This window comes from Gluconobacter sp. P5H9_a, from assembly GCF_018812085.1.
Classification (GTDB): Bacteria; Pseudomonadota; Alphaproteobacteria; order Acetobacterales; family Acetobacteraceae; genus Gluconobacter.
In genome coordinates this window covers 1-16315 of sequence record NZ_JACRVW010000018.1, presented here as the reverse complement: position 1 = coordinate 16315, position 16315 = coordinate 1, and the positions used below count along the sequence as shown (strand labels likewise).

Below are 16315 nucleotides of genomic sequence, written 5' to 3'. Positions count from 1 at the left end.
GTTTTCCTTTGATCAGCGAATGGCTGCTGCAGGCGCACTCACGGCAGAGACAGTGATGGAAGCTTTCTCCACATGGCCAGTCTGCTGCACGCTCCGGCTCGAGAGTTCCTGCTGTCGTAAAGCGGCGGCGGTGTTCATGTCACCCTGTGCTTCAGCAGCTTGAGCCGCGACAAGCAGAGCACGCCGCATCCCCTCATAATCCTGCGCATCCCGTCTCTTCTGCGTCAGGGACATGGCCTGTTCCAGCGCACGTGCTGGCGCATGATTCAGGAGTGCCAGACGCGCAGCCAGATCCTGATGATCCAGCATGGCAGCAGGCTCCTTTGAGGGAGCCAACAACGCTTCCATACGGGCCAACTGCGCTGCGTCACCCTGATCCGAAGCCCCCAGACCGGCCAGATAAGCCGCACGGTTACGAATACCCACATCAGGCGACTGAAGCGCCACGAGCGCGAACGCCTCAGAACCCGTCAGGTCATGCTGCCGATAGAGCGCTGCACTTCTGACAAGTTCCAGATCACTGGTCTGACTGTACTGACGCAGCTTCAGAGCTTTTTCGGTACGATCGAGTGCTGTCAAAGCATCCGCAGGCTTGTTTTCTTCCAGCAGGGCCGTCGCAAGATTGAAGCCCGCATCGTGGATCTGGGCGGCATCATCCCGGATAAGGGCACGGTCCATCGCCGCACGGTACTGACTTTCGGACTGGTCTGGATGTCCAAGCTCAAAAGCGCTCCGCCCTGTGTCCATAGCGTTTTCATAAGCCTGATCCGGATCAGGCCCCTTCGTCACAGACGAGCAACTCGCCATGGCAAGACACAGCAGAATCATACGCTTCATGGACGGACAGCCTCCGCGGGCAGACGATGACTAGGCGTTTTCTGCGCTGTACCACCCAGCAGCCACAGCCCCCGGAGCTGATCTGTCAGCTTGCGTAAACTATTGGCACTTGCTTCCGCCTGAGTGATGAGTGCCGGAAGCTGGGCCGTTGCGGCGCTGGTATGGGTAATCGTTTCCTGCACCTGCGGCATGCTCTTGCGAAGGGTGTCCGTGGCCGCCTTGGCATTATCCATCGTGCCATCAGCTTTCGTCATGACACCCCCAAGCTGCTTTTCGATCGGCTGAAGGCGGGCGATAACTTCTGTAAGATTTTCCAGCGCCTGATTGGCTTTCTGCAGGGTATCATCCTTTGAAAGAAGCCCGCCAACCGTGCCCTTGCCAGCCCGCATGTCCGTCAGCATGTCATTGACCTGCTTGGTAATGGCCTGAACGCTATCCATTGCGGGGACGAGTTTGTTTCTCAGGTCCGTAACCGTCTGGGTGATCACGTCTGCCGGGTTTGCCTCCACTGTCGCGTTCAGCACGGCATAGCCCCAGTCCATGTCTTCCCCACGGCCACGGCCCAGTTCGATATAGCTGGCGCCGGCCACCACGAAACGATGCCGGATCACCGCAGCACTATCCTGACGGATGAAGGGCACAAACTGTGGCTCGATGTAGCCCTCGGCATACATGCGGCCAGTGCTGTTCAAATCCAGATGGCGAATTTCACCGGCATGTACGCCCATGATCTCAATGTCGTCACCAATAGCCAGCCCGGCCACGCCGGTTTCCGGCAGGACAAAGTGAATCTTTTTCTCGGGTGTCAGCCACTGCTTGAGAAAGCCGGCTTCTGCCACCGCCACAGCAAAGAGGACGATGGTCACAAGGACCAGCAATCCCACCCATTCATCCGCATAGCGGTTCTGGAAAAGCGGGCGGGCAGTGTCAGGGCGGCGTACGCGAAACATCAAGACCCTCGCATCGAAAACAGTCCATCATCATACAGACGGAGGCGAATGGTCGCATCCGCTTCATAAGCCCCCCAGGCGCTGTCATTCGGGGCGAGCCAGACAACGGCACAGCCCCGGTCACGCGCATCCGTCAGAGCAGACAGAAAAGCGTTCATGAGCGGAGGGTTGGCACTTCCCATCGGATTTTCCAGCAGAAGAAGCGCGGGCTCCCCCAGAAACGCACGCACGCAGTCAGCCCGGCAACGATCCAGAGGAGACAGCTTGCCCGGGGAAACGACTGGCAACCCGGGCAGACCAAACTGCATTCCCAACTGCACAGCCTGTTGCATCAACCGTTCCTCGGGCACCCGAGTATGATGCAGTTGTGGCCAGAGGATGTTCATATAAGTGCCATACAGGTCAATCCAGCCGCCATTGGCCACCATTCGACCAATCCGCCCCCGGAGGGCAGCAGCACGCCGTTCGTCCAGATCAGACCACTCAAGGCCCATACAGCGGGCAATACCGTCTTCCAGATCCACCAGCCCGACACACATATCGGAGAACAGGCTGGCCTGCTGCATATCCCGACATTCAATGAGAGCGCAGTCACCCGGGTTCAGGCGCAGGTTGTAGCGTACAGAGGCCAGACCACTGCCATCAAAGCGCGGCCGGGCATCCAGCAACTCCAGAATAGGATCGAGGATGTTCAGTTCAGCAGGTGGGACCGTCTTCTCGTCGGCCATATCAACCGAGCCAGACGCTGAGGACGACGTTAATCGTCATGATGGACAGGATGCCACGCGCAAATCCTCTTGGCATCAGCGAGGACAGATCGTCTTCGGTTGTGGCATCCATCCCGGACAGGCAGGAGCACACTCCCACCGCAAAGCCACTGAAAATGAATTTGGCCGGAATGGCGAAATAGTCGACCGGGTGCATACTGCTCACCACCTGATCCAGAAACGCCCAGACCGGCATGGTGATGACGCCTTCAACACGGCATACGGCGTAACCGACCAGCAACGCTGTCAAACTGAAGATGATGCCCAGCGTGAACCCACTGATGGTCATGGCGAGACTTCGCGGGAGCAAAAACGCCACGAACGGATCAATCCCCATGCCCGTCAGAACGCGCATCTGACCACCCGTCGTGAGGGTTCCCAGTTCCGTTAGCATCAACATCCCGGAACGCCCCAGAAGAATGACGCCAACCAGCACCGGAGCAATCTCCCGCACCATCACGGTGGACAGGATCGAGCCTGTCATCTGGGCCATCCCGGCAAAACCCAGCCAGTAGACGGCCTGTGCCACAATCCCGAACCCCGTCAGAGCGGCCGTCACCAACACACTGAGAAGACCGCCGCCTGTGGCCTGCTGAAGAGAATGCCAGAATTCGATCCGCACAGTCCGGCGCCATGACGTCGGCGACAGACCAACACGAATAACGCCCCAGGACGCACCAATGACCATCAGGGTGAACCGCATCTGGGTCCGGGTAAAATGCCCCAGAGTGCTCAGGGCATTCTGCACGCGCGGAATACGATCGAAGCGGGTTTTCATCGCCGCCCTGCCAGAATGAAGCTGCGGGTCACGCCGCTGTTTGGCAGATAGAACATACCCCGGGCTCTGAAGAGGAAATGCTCCCGAAGCTGAAGATAGGCCTGTTCCGAAACCTGAATTGTCCCGGCATCTGGCGCGCTGGCGGCCAGAAGCTCAGCCACATTGATAGCCTCGCCCCACAGGTTGAAGACGGACGGCTCCTTGCCGAGCATCGCAGCCATAACAGGCCCAACATCAATGCCCACGCGGAAGACCGGATCAATATCTACGGATGCCAGCAGGGACAGGCAGGCTTCACGGATGGAGACCGCAGCATCTGCCAGACGCAGCACGGCACCCGGATCGGGCTCCTGCGAACATCCGCCAACCAGCACCAGACGGTTGCTCACCACCTGAACAGAGAACAGCCCTGTTTCCCGGGCAATGCGTTGAATATCCTCGCTGAGCGACGAGACAACTTTCATGGCGCGCTCGGCGCTGTGGCTATCCATTGCATAAGGATCAGCAAAGGAAATCACCATGACCGGCACCTGCGGATAAATCCCACTTGGCACCACGCCGTCCTGAACACCCGAACCCGGTGGCAGGAGGAATCCCTCATCGTAACGCGTGTCTTTCAGCTCATGCGACACGCTCGGACGCGCCCCAGCCTGCTGGATGCCCTGATCCAGAACCTGAGAAAACCGCAATGCCACGACCGACGAGACAATCGCGACAATATGCTCCATCGCGTCTGCTCTGGCTGGATCTTCCAGAATAATGACGCCAACGGCCTGATGCCCACGCATAACCGGATGAAAGACGAGCGACCTGGCATCAACGGCCCGCATGATGATGCGCTGGAAATTCTGACTGCGTTCATCCTGACGCGCATCTTCAATGAAAAGGGAATGCCCTTCCATCAAGGCATCAAAAAGCTTGCTGTGCTCGCGTTTCGTAATCTCGATGCCTGTGCTGTGGACATCCCGCACCGGATCGAAAGCATCTTCGCACAGCAGGCGTTCTCCATCCGGAAGCAGTCGCCAGAGGCTGGCGCGCCGGGAGCCAGTCCGCGCCGCCAGAGCTTCGGTCAGGATCGGGACATCGTGAGACGCTTCGAACAGATCCGGAGTACTGGCAATTTCGTAGAGAGAAGCATTTTCTGCCCGCATCTGCTCACGACCGATTTCAATCCGCTTGCGCAGCCGGTCGATACGACGCCCCTGTATGATCAACCCAAGGGCCAGCAAAGACGCCAGTCCAACAACCAGAGCCGAGAACCAGAGGTTCTGACGACGCGCCGTAATGGCAAAGTCCGAGAAATCGTTTTCTGGCGCGTTCAGCAACAAGACCCAGCGCCTGTGCACGAAAGGAAGCGTCGCGGCGATGGTGACGTAATTCTTGTTGCGCGCCGTCACGAGGCCCGGTCCAGGTCCTTTAACCTTGAAGGTATTCAGGGCCCGAATGAAAACAGGCTGCGTCTTTGGATCGAGCTGCATATGAGCGGGATCAAAAGACGGCTCCGATCCGTCTTCGCTCATATTATGCCCGGCGATGATCTGCCCCTTCATATCCACGATCACGGCTCGACCACTGCGGCCAACCTGAAGCTCGTTGAGAAAAGACGTCAGCCGGTTCAGGGAGATATTGGTAGCAAAGACTGCGCGATGCCCATCTTTCATCGGGAACGCGATGGAAGCGGTAATCGTAAATTCGCGAGCCGCCAAATACGCGTAAGGATTGGTCCAGTAGAGCGCCCCGTCTCCCCGTCCAATCCGTTTGATGGCCCCTTGAAACCACGGGCGCACCGTGACGTCATATTTGTCAGCCGGATCCGAAGCCGTACTCAGATACGTGCCATTCTGATCCACATACGTGTGTCTATAGACCTCATGGCCATTCTCGACCTGAAAATGAGTCTGCTCGTAGTCCTTGCCGTGCCGTGTCACCATCCAGAACTGGCCCTGATCACTGGCCAGATAAAAGCTGTCCACCTGAGGCGTATGAGCCAGCATGGAACGGCCATAAAGCATGAACGAGTCTGGTGACGCATCCGTCAGCGGTGAACCGAACATGTCCGGAGCAATACTTGCGCTGTCAGACGCCGGGGAAAGGTAATTCCGGACCTCTTCCGTCACATACTTCTGCTGACTGCGCAGCAGATCCGAGGAAAGCGCAATCGCGCCCTGTCGGGTGGTCCGATAGTTGTGCAGGCTGATCGTAATAATAGCCGCAATGACCAGCAACACACCAACAATAGGCCCAAGAAACTGCAGAACCCTTTGCCGGCTACTGGCGGGGCTTCGTGTCGGATCAACAATCTCGGCAGCTGACAAGGGCGTGTTACTCCGGAACTACGGATAGTCTGATGGTATTTCTGACAGGCTTTGACATGACAATATCTCCTGCCCATTCATCTGCCGCAACCCATACGATACTGAACGAACGCTCGAACCCGCAGGTTTTTTGCCTGCTTCCAATAAACTTTCGTCAATTCTTGCTCTGTACAAAGAGGCATCTTAATCCGTATCGTACAAGTCCTCTTTCATTCACCTCCAAATGGCAGCATATCATCCGTCTGCATGTCTGCCTCGCCTTTCATTCACGCATGCCCTGGTGCCTTCCATGATTGAACTGCTCCCCCGCCGCTCTGTTCTGACCTTTTCAGGCGCTGACCGAGCCTCATTCCTGCAAGGGCTGATCACGAATGACGTTCAGACACTTGTCCCTGACACTGCCGTCTGGAGTGCCCTTCTGACGCCACAGGGCAGATGGCTAAGCGAGTTTTTTCTCTTCATCGATGGCGACCGCATCCTGATGGACTGTCCATCAGAGCATGCAGAAATGCTGGTCAAAAAGCTGTCCCGCTTTCGTCTGCGCGCGGATGTCAAAATCGAACTGACAGAGTTTCATGTCATTGTTGGCGCCACGGAGACGGTGCCACCTGAAGCGCTCTGCTCCGCGCCCGACCCGCGCTGCGAGAATGCTGGATGGCGAGCGATTGTCTCCCAGCTGCCTGTCGAAACCACACAGGGCCATGACTGGCTGGACCGACGTCTCGCTCTTGGCCTTCCCGACACGGACGATTTCGAGAGCGAAAAAACGCTCGCACTCGAAGCCAATCTGGACCTGCTGCACGGCGTGTCATGGAAGAAGGGCTGCTACATGGGGCAGGAGCTGACAGCCCGCACTCATTATCGTGGCCTTCTCCGCCGCCGCATCCTGCCCGTCACGGTGAAAGACGGTACATTTCCAGAAACAGGCGGCATTCTCACGATGGGTGACAAAGAGGTCGGTGAATTGCGCTCACGCCATGGATCGCACGCTCTGGCCCTCCTGCGGCGTGAAGCATGGCTGTCGCCAGAACTTGCTTTTGAGGGCAAACCGGTCTCCGTTGTGTGGCCTGACTGGTTCCCTCTGGAGATGCGTTCGTGACCTATACCCCGCCTGCCCCCGCCATCGTCGATGACATTGTCAGCCAAACGAAGTTCGATGCGAATGGTCTGATTTCTGCCATCGCGCAGGACACGAAAGGCGTCATTCTCATGCTTGCGTGGATGAACGCGGATGCTCTGCAGGAAACACTTTTGACGGGACGTGTATGTTACTGGTCCCGGAGCCGACAGTCTCTCTGGCGCAAAGGCGAAACGTCAGGCCAGCAGCAGCATCTTATCGAAGCCCGGCTGGACTGTGACATGGATGCCGTACTGATGATTGTGGATCAGACTGGCGTCGCCTGCCACACCGGGCGTCGCAGCTGTTTTTATCATGGCGTCACACCAGATGGGCTGCGCGACACCGCACAGCCCGAAATCAGCACCAAAGAACTATACGGTCACTGACTGACGTTAACGGGCACCGCTGCTCCCGGCAGCGGCCAACCCGGCATCACGAACGTTGCCGGGCAGTTGTCCTGCACCTGCGGGGACGAAAGATAAGCACCATTCCCCGGAAAGACTGAAAGCTTCTTCGGGTCCAGAGTGAACCAGAACTGCGTCAGGACAACCCGACCCTCGTGGTCCGCCTCACACTGAAACTGAAGTGCTCTTTCCTCCCGAACGCCCGTGAGTTGCACGAACATCGACAGCAGATCGTCTTTCTTTACCTGAAAGCCGCTATGCTGTGCGAGCCACTGTCCATAGGCCGAAGACGCAAAACGATCCCGCAGGATCATGGACGTGACGAAGAACTTGTCAGCGTCATATCCGAAACAACGCGCATGCTTGGTATATTCATGCACATGCAGCGGGTGCTTGAGGTGTGGCACAACGCTTGCCAGCGCATTCTCAGTGGCAGGCTGAAGCTTTGGCGGCGCGTCGTCATGGTCATAAATATCGCACCCCTTTATCCACCACTGCTGCACCGGCACCGCCTGCGCTTCCAGAGCATGCGGCTCGGATGCCCAGAGCCCATGCAGCCCGATCAGATGGTTATGAGGTTGCCCCGTGAGGCATCCTCCGCCCGTTGCACAAAAGCCGGGCTGCCAGGTCAGGGCCAGTGTATCGTGGCTAAAATCTGCATGCGTGACCGGCGTCAGGGCTGGCCCGACAGGGGCCTGCGACGAGACGCAGCCCCCCAGAACAAGCAGGGCGGCAACTACAAGACGTCTCATGCCTTCAGTCCTTTGGCGTGATGGCTCAGATGATCAGCAATGACAGTCTGGATAAACCAGTAGGAATGGTCACTGTCGTCATGCCGGCGCATGTCCAGCGCTTGCCCACATTCTTTTGCAGCTTCGACAAGGGCGTCCGGACGGAGGTCAGCGAGATACTGATCCTGAAGCCCCTGATCCACGAGAATTGACGTCGGATGCTTATGCCCGCTCCGCAGCAAAAGCGTGGGATCACATTCCTTCCACTTCGCAGGGTCTCCGCCGAAATAGGCATCAAAGGCTTTTCGCCCCCAGGGAATAACGCTGGGATGACAGATGGGCGCGAGGGCTGAAACTGTTTTCCAGAATTCCGGATGGTTTAGGGCCTGATTGAGAGCTCCCATGCCGCCCATGGAATGGCCCATAATTCCGCGTCGATTTCCATCTAGCGGAAACAGGCTTTCGGTCAGAGCGGGAAGCTCTTTCCGGATATAGCTCCCCATCCGGTAATGGGCACTCCATGGCGCGTGCGTTGCATCCACGTAGAACCCAGCCCCGGTTCCTAAGTCATATTCATCATCTTCACCGGCTGTTCCGGTGTTCCGCGGAGACGTATCAGGCGCCACAAGCGCAATGCCGTGTTCCGCAGCGAAACGCACGGCATTGGACTTGATGAGAAAAGTCTCGTGCGTACAGGTCAGACCGCCGAGAACATGGATAACCGGAACCTTTTCTCCCGCCAGAGCCTCTTTGGGCAGAAAAATCCCAAAAGTTGCAGGTACGCCCAGTTCAGACGACTGATGCCTCAGAAAACGGACAGACCCGCCACAACAGGCATGCTGCCCCACCGTCTCAACATCAGTCATGCTCAATACTCCACGACGCTGCGGATGCTCTCGCCACGCGTCATGAGGTCAAAACCGTGATTGATTTCGGAGAGCTTGAGTTTGTGGGTGATGAGGGAATCAATGTCGATCCGTCCCTCCATGTACCAGTCCACAATTTTGGGAACATCTGTGCGGCCTCTCGCCCCACCGAAGGCTGAACCGATCCAGCGGCGACCCGTCACAAGCTGGAATGGGCGCGTGCTGATTTCCTGCCCTGCGCCGGCCACGCCGATCACGCAAGACACACCCCAACCACGATGAGCACTTTCCAGAGCCTGCCGCATGAGGGTGACGTTCCCCACACATTCAAACGTGTAGTCTGCGCCACCGCCGGTCATCTCAACCAGATGCCCCACCAGATCACCGTTCGGGCCCAGGTCCTTGGGGTTAACAAAGTCCGTCATGCCAAACTCGCGGGCCATCTGCTCCCGGGCCGGATTGACGTCAATACCGATGATGCGTGTCGCCCCGACCATCTTGGCGCCCTGAATGACATTCAGGCCAATCCCGCCAAGCCCAAACACGGCGACAGTCGATCCCGGTTCCACCTTGGCCGTGAACATGACTGCCCCGAGCCCAGTCGTGACACCGCAACCAATGTAGCAGACCTTGTCGAACGGAGCGTCAGGACGGATTTTCGCAAGGGAAATTTCCGGAAGAACCGTAAAATTCGCGAAGGTCGAGCACCCCATATAGTGATGGATGGGCTGGCCCTTGTATGAAAACCGGGATGTCCCATCCGGCATGACGCCCTTGCCCTGTGTGGAGCGGATGGACGTACACAGATTGGTCTTGCGAGACAGGCAGGACGGGCACTCACGGCATTCCGGCGTGTAAAGCGGTATGACGTGGTCGCCCGGCTTCAGATGTTTGACGCCTGGCCCCACTTCCCGGACGATGCCCGCACCCTCATGCCCAAGAATGGCCGGAAAGAGGCCCTCAGGGTCCTGACCGGACAGCGTGTACTTGTCTGTGTGACACAGACCAGTCGCCTTGATCTCGACCAGAACTTCACCCGTTTTCGGGCCTTCAAGCTGCACGGTGTCAATTTCAAGAGGCTTTCCGGCCTCAAAGGCAATCGCGGCGATGACATCCATCTGAACTGGCTCCCTGATATATGTGTACAAAGTGTCTCATGAGGGAAACGGGACGCAAGAGCCGCGTTACGCTTTACACTCTTCTCCTGCCCGGACACTTGACGCTCGAAAGGTTTCTTTTCCGGTTCGAGTGGCAAAAGAGTGCAAGAGAGTGGACATCTTTTGGTGTTGGCCGGTCACACTTTTCACGGTTAGTTTCACCGGCCATACCGTTTTCAGGCAAGGAGCACAGGCTTGATCGTCAATCGCCAACACGGGCTAGCCATTCTTTTCAGAGAGTCCTTGCCACCTCTTCTGATTCTGGCGCTCTGGGACCTCGTGGTCGTCATTCTCTTCCAGATCTACCATCAGGAGTGGATGGACCAGCCAGCGCTGCCAATTTCTCTCATGGGCTCCGCACTGGCCATTTTCCTGGGCATGCGCAACAACGCGGCCTATGCCCGGTGGTGGGAAGGACGAACCCTCTGGGGCTCCATCACGAACAACTGCCGGTCGTTTGGCCGTGAGGCTGCATCCCTGCTCGGCGGGCGGCCTGATCTGGCCAGATTGATGGCAGCCTACCCGCATGTCCTGCGCGCAGCTCTGCGTGGCGACAAGACGGGCGAGGAAGTAGATCGCCTCCTTCCGTCCGACATCCGTGAAAAAGTCTTCGCCTGCTCCAACACGGCCAACGCCCTGCTTTACGAAATTGGCCTTGGTGTGCAGCAGGAAGTGGCTCTCAAGAATATTGACGGCGCCGTCCATGGCACCGTGGATCGCATCCTGTCCGACATCGCCAATGCGCAAGGCGGCCTTGAGCGTATCCGCAATACGCCGCTCCCGGTGCAGTATTCGGTCATTCCTGAAATCGCGACGCATCTTTTCTGCATCATTCTGCCGCTTTCTGCCGTGCAGACCCTGGGGTGGATTACGCCGCTTGGTTCCAGCGTCATCGGGCTTCTGTTCCAGATGCTGGATCGCAGTGGCCGTGACCTGCAGGAACCGTTTATTGCCAGCGTTCATGCCCTCCCGATGCACACGATGGCGCGGACAATCGAGCGTGACCTGCTTCAGCCAATTGGAGAGCCTGCTCCTGGCATCATTCAGTCCAAGCACGGCGTTCAGCCCTGATTGGACATGATAGTGCAGGACAGGAGGGGGTTTTTCTGGTATCATCCGTGGCTATGAACACCTTCAAGACCCCCCCGAAGGGCGGCATGACCGACGAAATGGCTCGTGCCGCAGCCAAGTACACCGCCCGTCAAACCGACCCTGAACACGGCACTGACCCGTTCAGCGAAGGTGACTCCATCGTCTATGCCGCCCATGGCGTAGGCCGCGTGGAAAAGATTGGTATGGTCGAAGTGGCCGATACCATGATCGAGATGATCCAGATCTCGTTCCCCGGCAATCAGATGATGCTCCGCATTCCGCTTGCGAAGGCCCGTAAGGCTGGCCTCCGCAAGATCGTGACGCGGGATATCGTGGACAAGGCGATGACGGTCATCAAGGGCAAGCCGCATGTCAGCAAAGGCATGTGGGCCCGTCGTGCTGTCGCCTATCAGGAAAAGATCAACTCCGGTGATCTGATCCAGATTGCGGAAGTTCTTCGTGACCTGCGTCGTAACGTCGACAGCCTTGATGGCAGCTTCTCCGAGCGTAAGCTTTTCGAAGCTGCACAGGAGCGCTTTGTTGCGGAAGTTGCCGTTCTCGAAAATACGGACCCCGCAACGGTCCTCGAGAGCCTGACCAAGACCATGAAGGCCGCCTGAGCCTTCCAGAATTCTGTGATGTTTTCGCGTAATTACGAAAACATCACAGTTTGAAAAGCATCCTTCAGGCCGTTTCCGCGTTGGCGACACGGAAGGCCGCTCCCGGATGCCCTATCCCATCTTTAAATCACTGACGTTCAAGGAGAGGTGAGGACCTATGCCCGCCCCTTACAGCAATCGTTTCGCCGGCAAGAAAGTACTCGTTACGGGTGCGTCCCAAGGTATTGGTGAGGCAACAGCCTTACGCTTTGCAGAAGAAGGCGCTCAGGTTGCGCTGAATGGCCGCAAGGAAGACAAGCTGATTGCTGTCCGCGACAAACTTCCAAAGGTTTCTGGCGGTGAACATCCGATCGCCACAGGTGACATCTCCAAGGAAGAAGACGTCCGCCGCCTGATGCGCGAAAGCATTGAAGCCATGGGTGGACTGGATGTGCTGGTTTGCAATGCAGGCTACCAGATCGCCTCCCCGTCTGAAGACATCAAGCTGGAAGACTTTGAAGGCGTGATGGCCGTCAATGTGACGGGCGTGATGCTTCCCTGCCGCGAAGCCATCAAGTACTGGCTCGAAAACGGCATTCAGGGCGCGATCATCGTGAACTCCTCTGTGCACCAGATCATCCCGAAGCCTCATTATCTCGGTTATTCCGCCTCCAAGGGCGCCGTGGGCAATATCGTCCGCACGCTGGCTCTGGAATATGCAAGCCGTGGCATCCGCGTAAATGCTGTTGCGCCTGGCGCAATAGTGACGCCGATCAACATGTCCTGGATCAACGACCCAGAGCAGTACAAGAACGTGGCTGACCACATTCCAATGAAGCGCCCGGGTGAAGGACGTGAGATCGCGGATGCCGTCACATTTCTGGCTGCCGAAGACAGCACTTACATCACGGGTCAAACCCTCTTTGTTGATGGCGGCCTGACGTTGTATGGTGACTTTGAAAAGAACTGGTCCTCGTAATTTATGACATCTTCCCTCACTGTTCTCATCATTGAAGATGATTTTCTGATCCGGACCTGTCTTGTGGAGTTTCTGCAAGACAGTGGGATTACAGTGAGGGAAGCCAGTAACTGCGCGGAAGCCATTGCCTGTATTTCCGCTGAACGCAGCCTTGATGCTCTCGTGGCAGATATGTCTCTTCCTGATGGCGACGGCATGAGCCTTAGCCATCAGGCCAGAGAAAAATGGCCTGATCTCCCCGTGATTTACATTAGTGGTCATGGAGACCTTCGGCGGGATGAAGCCTCTGACAATCCGGCTCTGGCCCGCTTTATCTCCAAGCCTTATTCGCTTGCAGCCATTCTGAAAGCACTTCGGGAGATGGCTGAACCTGTTTCAGGATAACACTGTGACGGCTAGCCAAAGTACTTCTACGACAGACGGTGAGGCCCTCACCCGCGCTGAAAACGCCATACAGGCAGGCAATCCGAAAAAGGCACTGGACATTCTGGAGCCACTCCCCCCGAGTGACGCCGTTCATCTGGCGAAGGGACGTGCTTTTTTCCGTTCCGCTCAGTACGCGCAGGCTGCGATAGAACTTGAAGCAGCGAGCAAGCCATTCGGCGGCCATGCCATCACTGTCCTCATTGAGGAAGCAGCTTCCCTTCGGCGCCGGGCTGATCTGCTCCTGCTTATCAAGGAATGCCGTCACCTCTCTCCGCAAGACACACGTCTTCTGGATGCCTACGGCACCATTCTGATGCATATGGGGCGCTTCGATGAAGCCGATGTCGCCTTCCGCGAGAGCCTGCAAAGACGCCCTAACGATAAAAATACCCTTAACCTTCTCGTCATGAACCTAACGGAACAGGGCCGGTTTGACGAAGCGTTATCCATTATGGGTGACCTGCGCCGCCAGCATCCGGAAGATTGGAAGATCGGCTGCAATACAGCTGCGATCCTCAACAACATTGGCAGGCTGGAAGAATCCGCTAACGTCTATCGAGAGACCATCCCGCTCGCTCCATACGAACCAGCCCTGCGACTGAACCATTCCATTGCCATGCTCAAGAGCGGTCGAATGGCGCAAGGATGGACAGAACATGAGTGGCGCTTTGGCGTCCCCGGGCACACCAACCTGCCCAAAGAAACCCTCCTGCCCAATATTTCCCCGACTCTCAATCTTCAGGGCAAGCGCGTGCTCGTCACGCAGGAGGAAGGATTGGGTGATACGTTGATGTATCTTCGGTACATCCCTGCGCTGGCACGAACAGGCGCAGTGGTACACATCTGGGGATCTTCAACACTGGCAGATCTGTGCCGTCGCGTTGAAGGGGTAGCCGTTGTTCAGCATGGCGGCGAGGCACCTGCTTTTGACTATCACTGCCCCTTCATCAGTCTTCCCCGCGCATTTTCGGCCACACCTGACGCCATGGGCGCTCCCGTTCCTTATCTGACGGCTGATCCTGGCAAGGCGTCTCAGTGGAAAAAATCCCTGAAGGCTGATCGTAACCTGCGCGTTGGTCTGGTCTGGGCCGGCGGCGCACGCCCGGAAAACACTGGCGCGCAGATGGTGGACCGTCAGCGATCAATGCCTCTTGCGGCGCTGGCCCCTCTCGCGGATGTAGAAGGCGTTACGTTCTACTCCCTGCAGAAAGATGACGCTGCGCTTCAATGCCTGGATTTTCCAGCCCCGCTGGTGGACTTCATGCCCCAGTGTCTGGACATGGACGACACAGCCGCCTTGGTGTCCTGCCTTGATCTGATTATCTCCGTGGATACGTCCATGGTTCATCTGGCTGGGGCGTTAGGCAAACCGGTCATCATGATGGACCGTTTCAACAATTGCTGGCGTTGGCTCCACGAGCGCGAAGACAGTCCGTGGTATCCACAGATGCGGATCGTCCGCCAGACCCGTTTCCGGGAATGGTCGGACGTCGTGACCCGCGTGAAGGTCCTTCTGGAAGACGCCGTTCAGGCTCAGTAATCAAATCCGTAAGACAGACCCACACTCGAGCCGGGATCGTTCTCTGGCGTGGTAAAGCCTGTCACCTGGCCGCCCGTCCCGACCGTCGTATTGAGCTTCAGCCGCTTGGTCAGATCAATCTGGACCTGAGCCTGCGTACCGGAGCCAGAGGTGGCCTGTTTTGCGCCGACATACACGCCCTTCATAACGTATTTACCCGCTTCAACGCTGGTCCCACCATTATCAACGCCACCACCGCCACCAACAGCTAGTCGGTCCAGACCAAGGGCATTCCGCACCTTCCCAAGTGGATCGAATGATGACCCGCCGGCAAGCTGTGCGACGGCGGCAGCAAGCTCCGCAAGCTGCGTCGTAGAGAGTGAATGGGCATCCGTTCCAAACAGCAGAATGGCCATGACTTCATCGCGAGGCTGAGTCGGTACAGACGAGAAGTCAATTTTCGGCGCACTGGCATAACCCGTGACAAGAAGGCTCGCGAGCGTTCCCTTGGCATTACGGTCCGCGCGGAAATCCAGTGTCGGGTCCAGCTTGTGATTAACGCCTGTTCCGTTGAACGCGACGCGACCATGCGTGAAGTTCAGGTTAATTCCGGCCAGATTGAAGTTGCCCCGCTTGAGATCGAAACCCCCTGTAATGGACGGGGCACTACTCGTGCCGCGTACATGCAAGCGGCCCTGCATTTCCGCATCCAGGCCATGCCCCTGGACCACAAACTGTCCCGGCGAAATTACATCAATCCCCAGTCCGATGATGAGGCTGCTGGTATTGTCAGGTGCCTTCTGCCCCGGCCGGACTACGTCAAGCTGCGCGACCGATGCTGGCATCGAGTTTGGAATATTGACCGTCACGCTTGGCAGGACAATCTTTCCATCCACATCCACACGCGTCGTGGCCTGACCGTGGATGTGCAGGTCCGTGTTGATGACGGCTGTTACAAGATCACTTGAGACAGGGCGGGCCTTGTCAGAAATAACCTTGATGTCCACCGGCAGACCGGGACGGAAAATTCCAACCGTACCGTCAAGTGCGATCGTTCCCGGTCCGGCGTGAGCCAGAACATGCTCCAGCGTGAGGCTATCGCCCGAAGCGACAACAGCACCATTGATGTCCGTCAGACGAACACCCTGTGCATAGTGGTCAAATGAAACGTTCTGGAGTTCCACACGTCCCGTCGCCCGTGGCTGGCTGGCCGTCCCGGCGACGTTCAGATTAATGCCAACCTGCCCTTTCGTCGCCATTCCACTCGCACCGAGCACGCCATTGGCAACGGAAAGATCGACATGACCTGTTGTGGCCAGTGCAATCGCTCCTTCCTTGGAAAGAGGCGCCGTTCCCCGAACAGCCAAGGCGACTTTCGGCCCTGCTCCAAGTGTCACATCAACTTTGGCCATCTTTCCGGCCAGACCGATATTGGCCAGAATTTCAGCTGCGGGCAGGGATGCTGCGGGGCCTGTCTGCATTTTCAAGCCATGCGCCGTCAGTGCGACAGTCCCGGTAGGAGCGTCAATCGTTCCCGCCAGATTGGCCTTCGCAGAAATGACACCACTTGCAGCAAGTTCGGGGGCAAAGGGCTTGGCTATGGCGGGGGTCAGTCGGTCAACAGTTGCTGTCAGAGCCAGACGAGGTTTGATGGACCCGGCAATATCAATCGTTGCAGGCGCGACACCCTGCGGAGCCAGTGTCGCCCGCAGATGATCGACCCCCATGATATCTCCGAAAGAGACATTCGCAGGGCCACCCAGCCGGATATACTC

General features: G+C 57.4%; 16 protein-coding genes. 7 read left to right on the top strand and 9 right to left on the bottom strand.

Features of this window, described 5'->3' with window-relative positions; translation table 11 throughout:
* Positions 1–12 precede the first annotated feature (12 nt).
* Genes KP708_RS13550 through KP708_RS13530 form a run of 5 tightly spaced genes read right to left on the bottom strand, consistent with a single transcriptional unit; the run spans position 13 to position 5647 of the window.
* On the bottom strand, positions 13–837 hold the full coding sequence (locus KP708_RS13550; protein ID WP_215748783.1) for a hypothetical protein: 825 nt from the start codon (positions 835–837) through the stop codon (positions 13–15).
* Positions 834–1787, bottom strand: coding sequence for an MlaD family protein (locus tag KP708_RS13545; protein WP_215748784.1), 954 nt, complete (start codon positions 1785–1787; stop codon positions 834–836). The genes KP708_RS13550 and KP708_RS13545 overlap by 4 nt, the downstream gene beginning before the upstream one ends.
* Complete coding sequence (locus KP708_RS13540) at positions 1787–2515, bottom strand: ABC transporter ATP-binding protein (protein WP_202206671.1); 729 nt, start codon at positions 2513–2515, stop codon at positions 1787–1789. The genes KP708_RS13545 and KP708_RS13540 overlap by 1 nt, the downstream gene beginning before the upstream one ends.
* Before the next feature lies 1 nt (position 2516).
* Positions 2517–3332, bottom strand: a complete 816-nt coding sequence (locus tag KP708_RS13535; protein ID WP_215748785.1) for an ABC transporter permease — start codon at positions 3330–3332, stop codon at positions 2517–2519.
* Entirely contained in the window at positions 3329–5647 is a 2319-nt protein-coding gene (locus KP708_RS13530; protein ID WP_215748786.1) for an adenylate/guanylate cyclase domain-containing protein, read from the bottom strand. The genes KP708_RS13535 and KP708_RS13530 overlap by 4 nt, the downstream gene beginning before the upstream one ends.
* Positions 5648–5936: 289 nt before the next feature.
* Here KP708_RS13530 and KP708_RS13525 point away from each other — a divergent pair, with 289 nt between their 5' ends.
* Both KP708_RS13525 and hisI read left to right on the top strand, forming a co-directional pair.
* On the top strand, positions 5937–6746 hold the full coding sequence (locus KP708_RS13525; RefSeq protein ID WP_215748787.1) for a folate-binding protein YgfZ: 810 nt from the start codon (positions 5937–5939) through the stop codon (positions 6744–6746).
* Positions 6743–7153 (top strand): phosphoribosyl-AMP cyclohydrolase, encoded by a 411-nt coding sequence (gene hisI, locus KP708_RS13520; protein WP_215748788.1) that lies wholly within the window; start codon positions 6743–6745, stop codon positions 7151–7153. Before KP708_RS13525 ends, hisI begins: the two co-directional genes overlap by 4 nt.
* Here the strand turns inward: hisI and KP708_RS13515 are convergent.
* The 3 genes from KP708_RS13515 to KP708_RS13505 are packed head-to-tail and all read right to left on the bottom strand — an operon-like array spanning position 7147 to position 9886.
* Entirely contained in the window at positions 7147–7923 is a 777-nt protein-coding gene (locus KP708_RS13515; RefSeq protein ID WP_215748789.1) for a ribonuclease T2 family protein, read from the bottom strand. The two genes, hisI and KP708_RS13515, sit on opposite strands and share 7 nt — an antisense overlap.
* The gene (fghA, locus tag KP708_RS13510) at positions 7920–8768 is read right to left on the bottom strand and encodes an S-formylglutathione hydrolase (protein WP_215748790.1); all 849 of its coding nucleotides are present in this window, start codon (positions 8766–8768) and stop codon (positions 7920–7922) included. Before fghA ends, KP708_RS13515 begins: the two co-directional genes overlap by 4 nt.
* Before the next feature lie 2 nt (positions 8769–8770).
* Positions 8771–9886 (bottom strand): S-(hydroxymethyl)glutathione dehydrogenase/class III alcohol dehydrogenase, encoded by a 1116-nt coding sequence (locus KP708_RS13505; protein ID WP_046899562.1) that lies wholly within the window; start codon positions 9884–9886, stop codon positions 8771–8773.
* Positions 9887–10120: 234 nt separating this feature from the next.
* Here KP708_RS13505 and KP708_RS13500 point away from each other — a divergent pair, with 234 nt between their 5' ends.
* From KP708_RS13500 to KP708_RS13480, 5 genes are all read left to right on the top strand, one after another.
* The gene (locus tag KP708_RS13500) at positions 10121–10996 is read left to right on the top strand and encodes a bestrophin family protein (protein ID WP_064274069.1); all 876 of its coding nucleotides are present in this window, start codon (positions 10121–10123) and stop codon (positions 10994–10996) included.
* A gap of 53 nt (positions 10997–11049) precedes the next feature.
* Positions 11050–11637 carry a CarD family transcriptional regulator gene (locus tag KP708_RS13495; protein WP_046899564.1) on the top strand — a complete coding sequence of 196 codons (588 nt, stop codon included), beginning with the start codon at positions 11050–11052 and terminating at the stop codon, positions 11635–11637.
* 157 nt (positions 11638–11794) lie between these two features.
* Positions 11795–12595 carry an SDR family NAD(P)-dependent oxidoreductase gene (locus KP708_RS13490; RefSeq protein WP_211503771.1) on the top strand — a complete coding sequence of 267 codons (801 nt, stop codon included), beginning with the start codon at positions 11795–11797 and terminating at the stop codon, positions 12593–12595.
* Positions 12596–12598: 3 nt separating this feature from the next.
* Positions 12599–12979, top strand: coding sequence for a response regulator (locus tag KP708_RS13485; RefSeq protein WP_099210234.1), 381 nt, complete (start codon positions 12599–12601; stop codon positions 12977–12979).
* A 4-nt stretch (positions 12980–12983) separates the two neighbouring features.
* Entirely contained in the window at positions 12984–14561 is a 1578-nt protein-coding gene (locus KP708_RS13480) for a tetratricopeptide repeat protein (protein WP_215748791.1), read from the top strand.
* Here KP708_RS13480 and KP708_RS13475 read toward each other — a convergent pair.
* Positions 14555–16315: translocation/assembly module TamB domain-containing protein (locus tag KP708_RS13475; protein WP_215757199.1), on the bottom strand; the 1761-nt coding region annotated here is incomplete at its 5' end. The two genes, KP708_RS13480 and KP708_RS13475, sit on opposite strands and share 7 nt — an antisense overlap.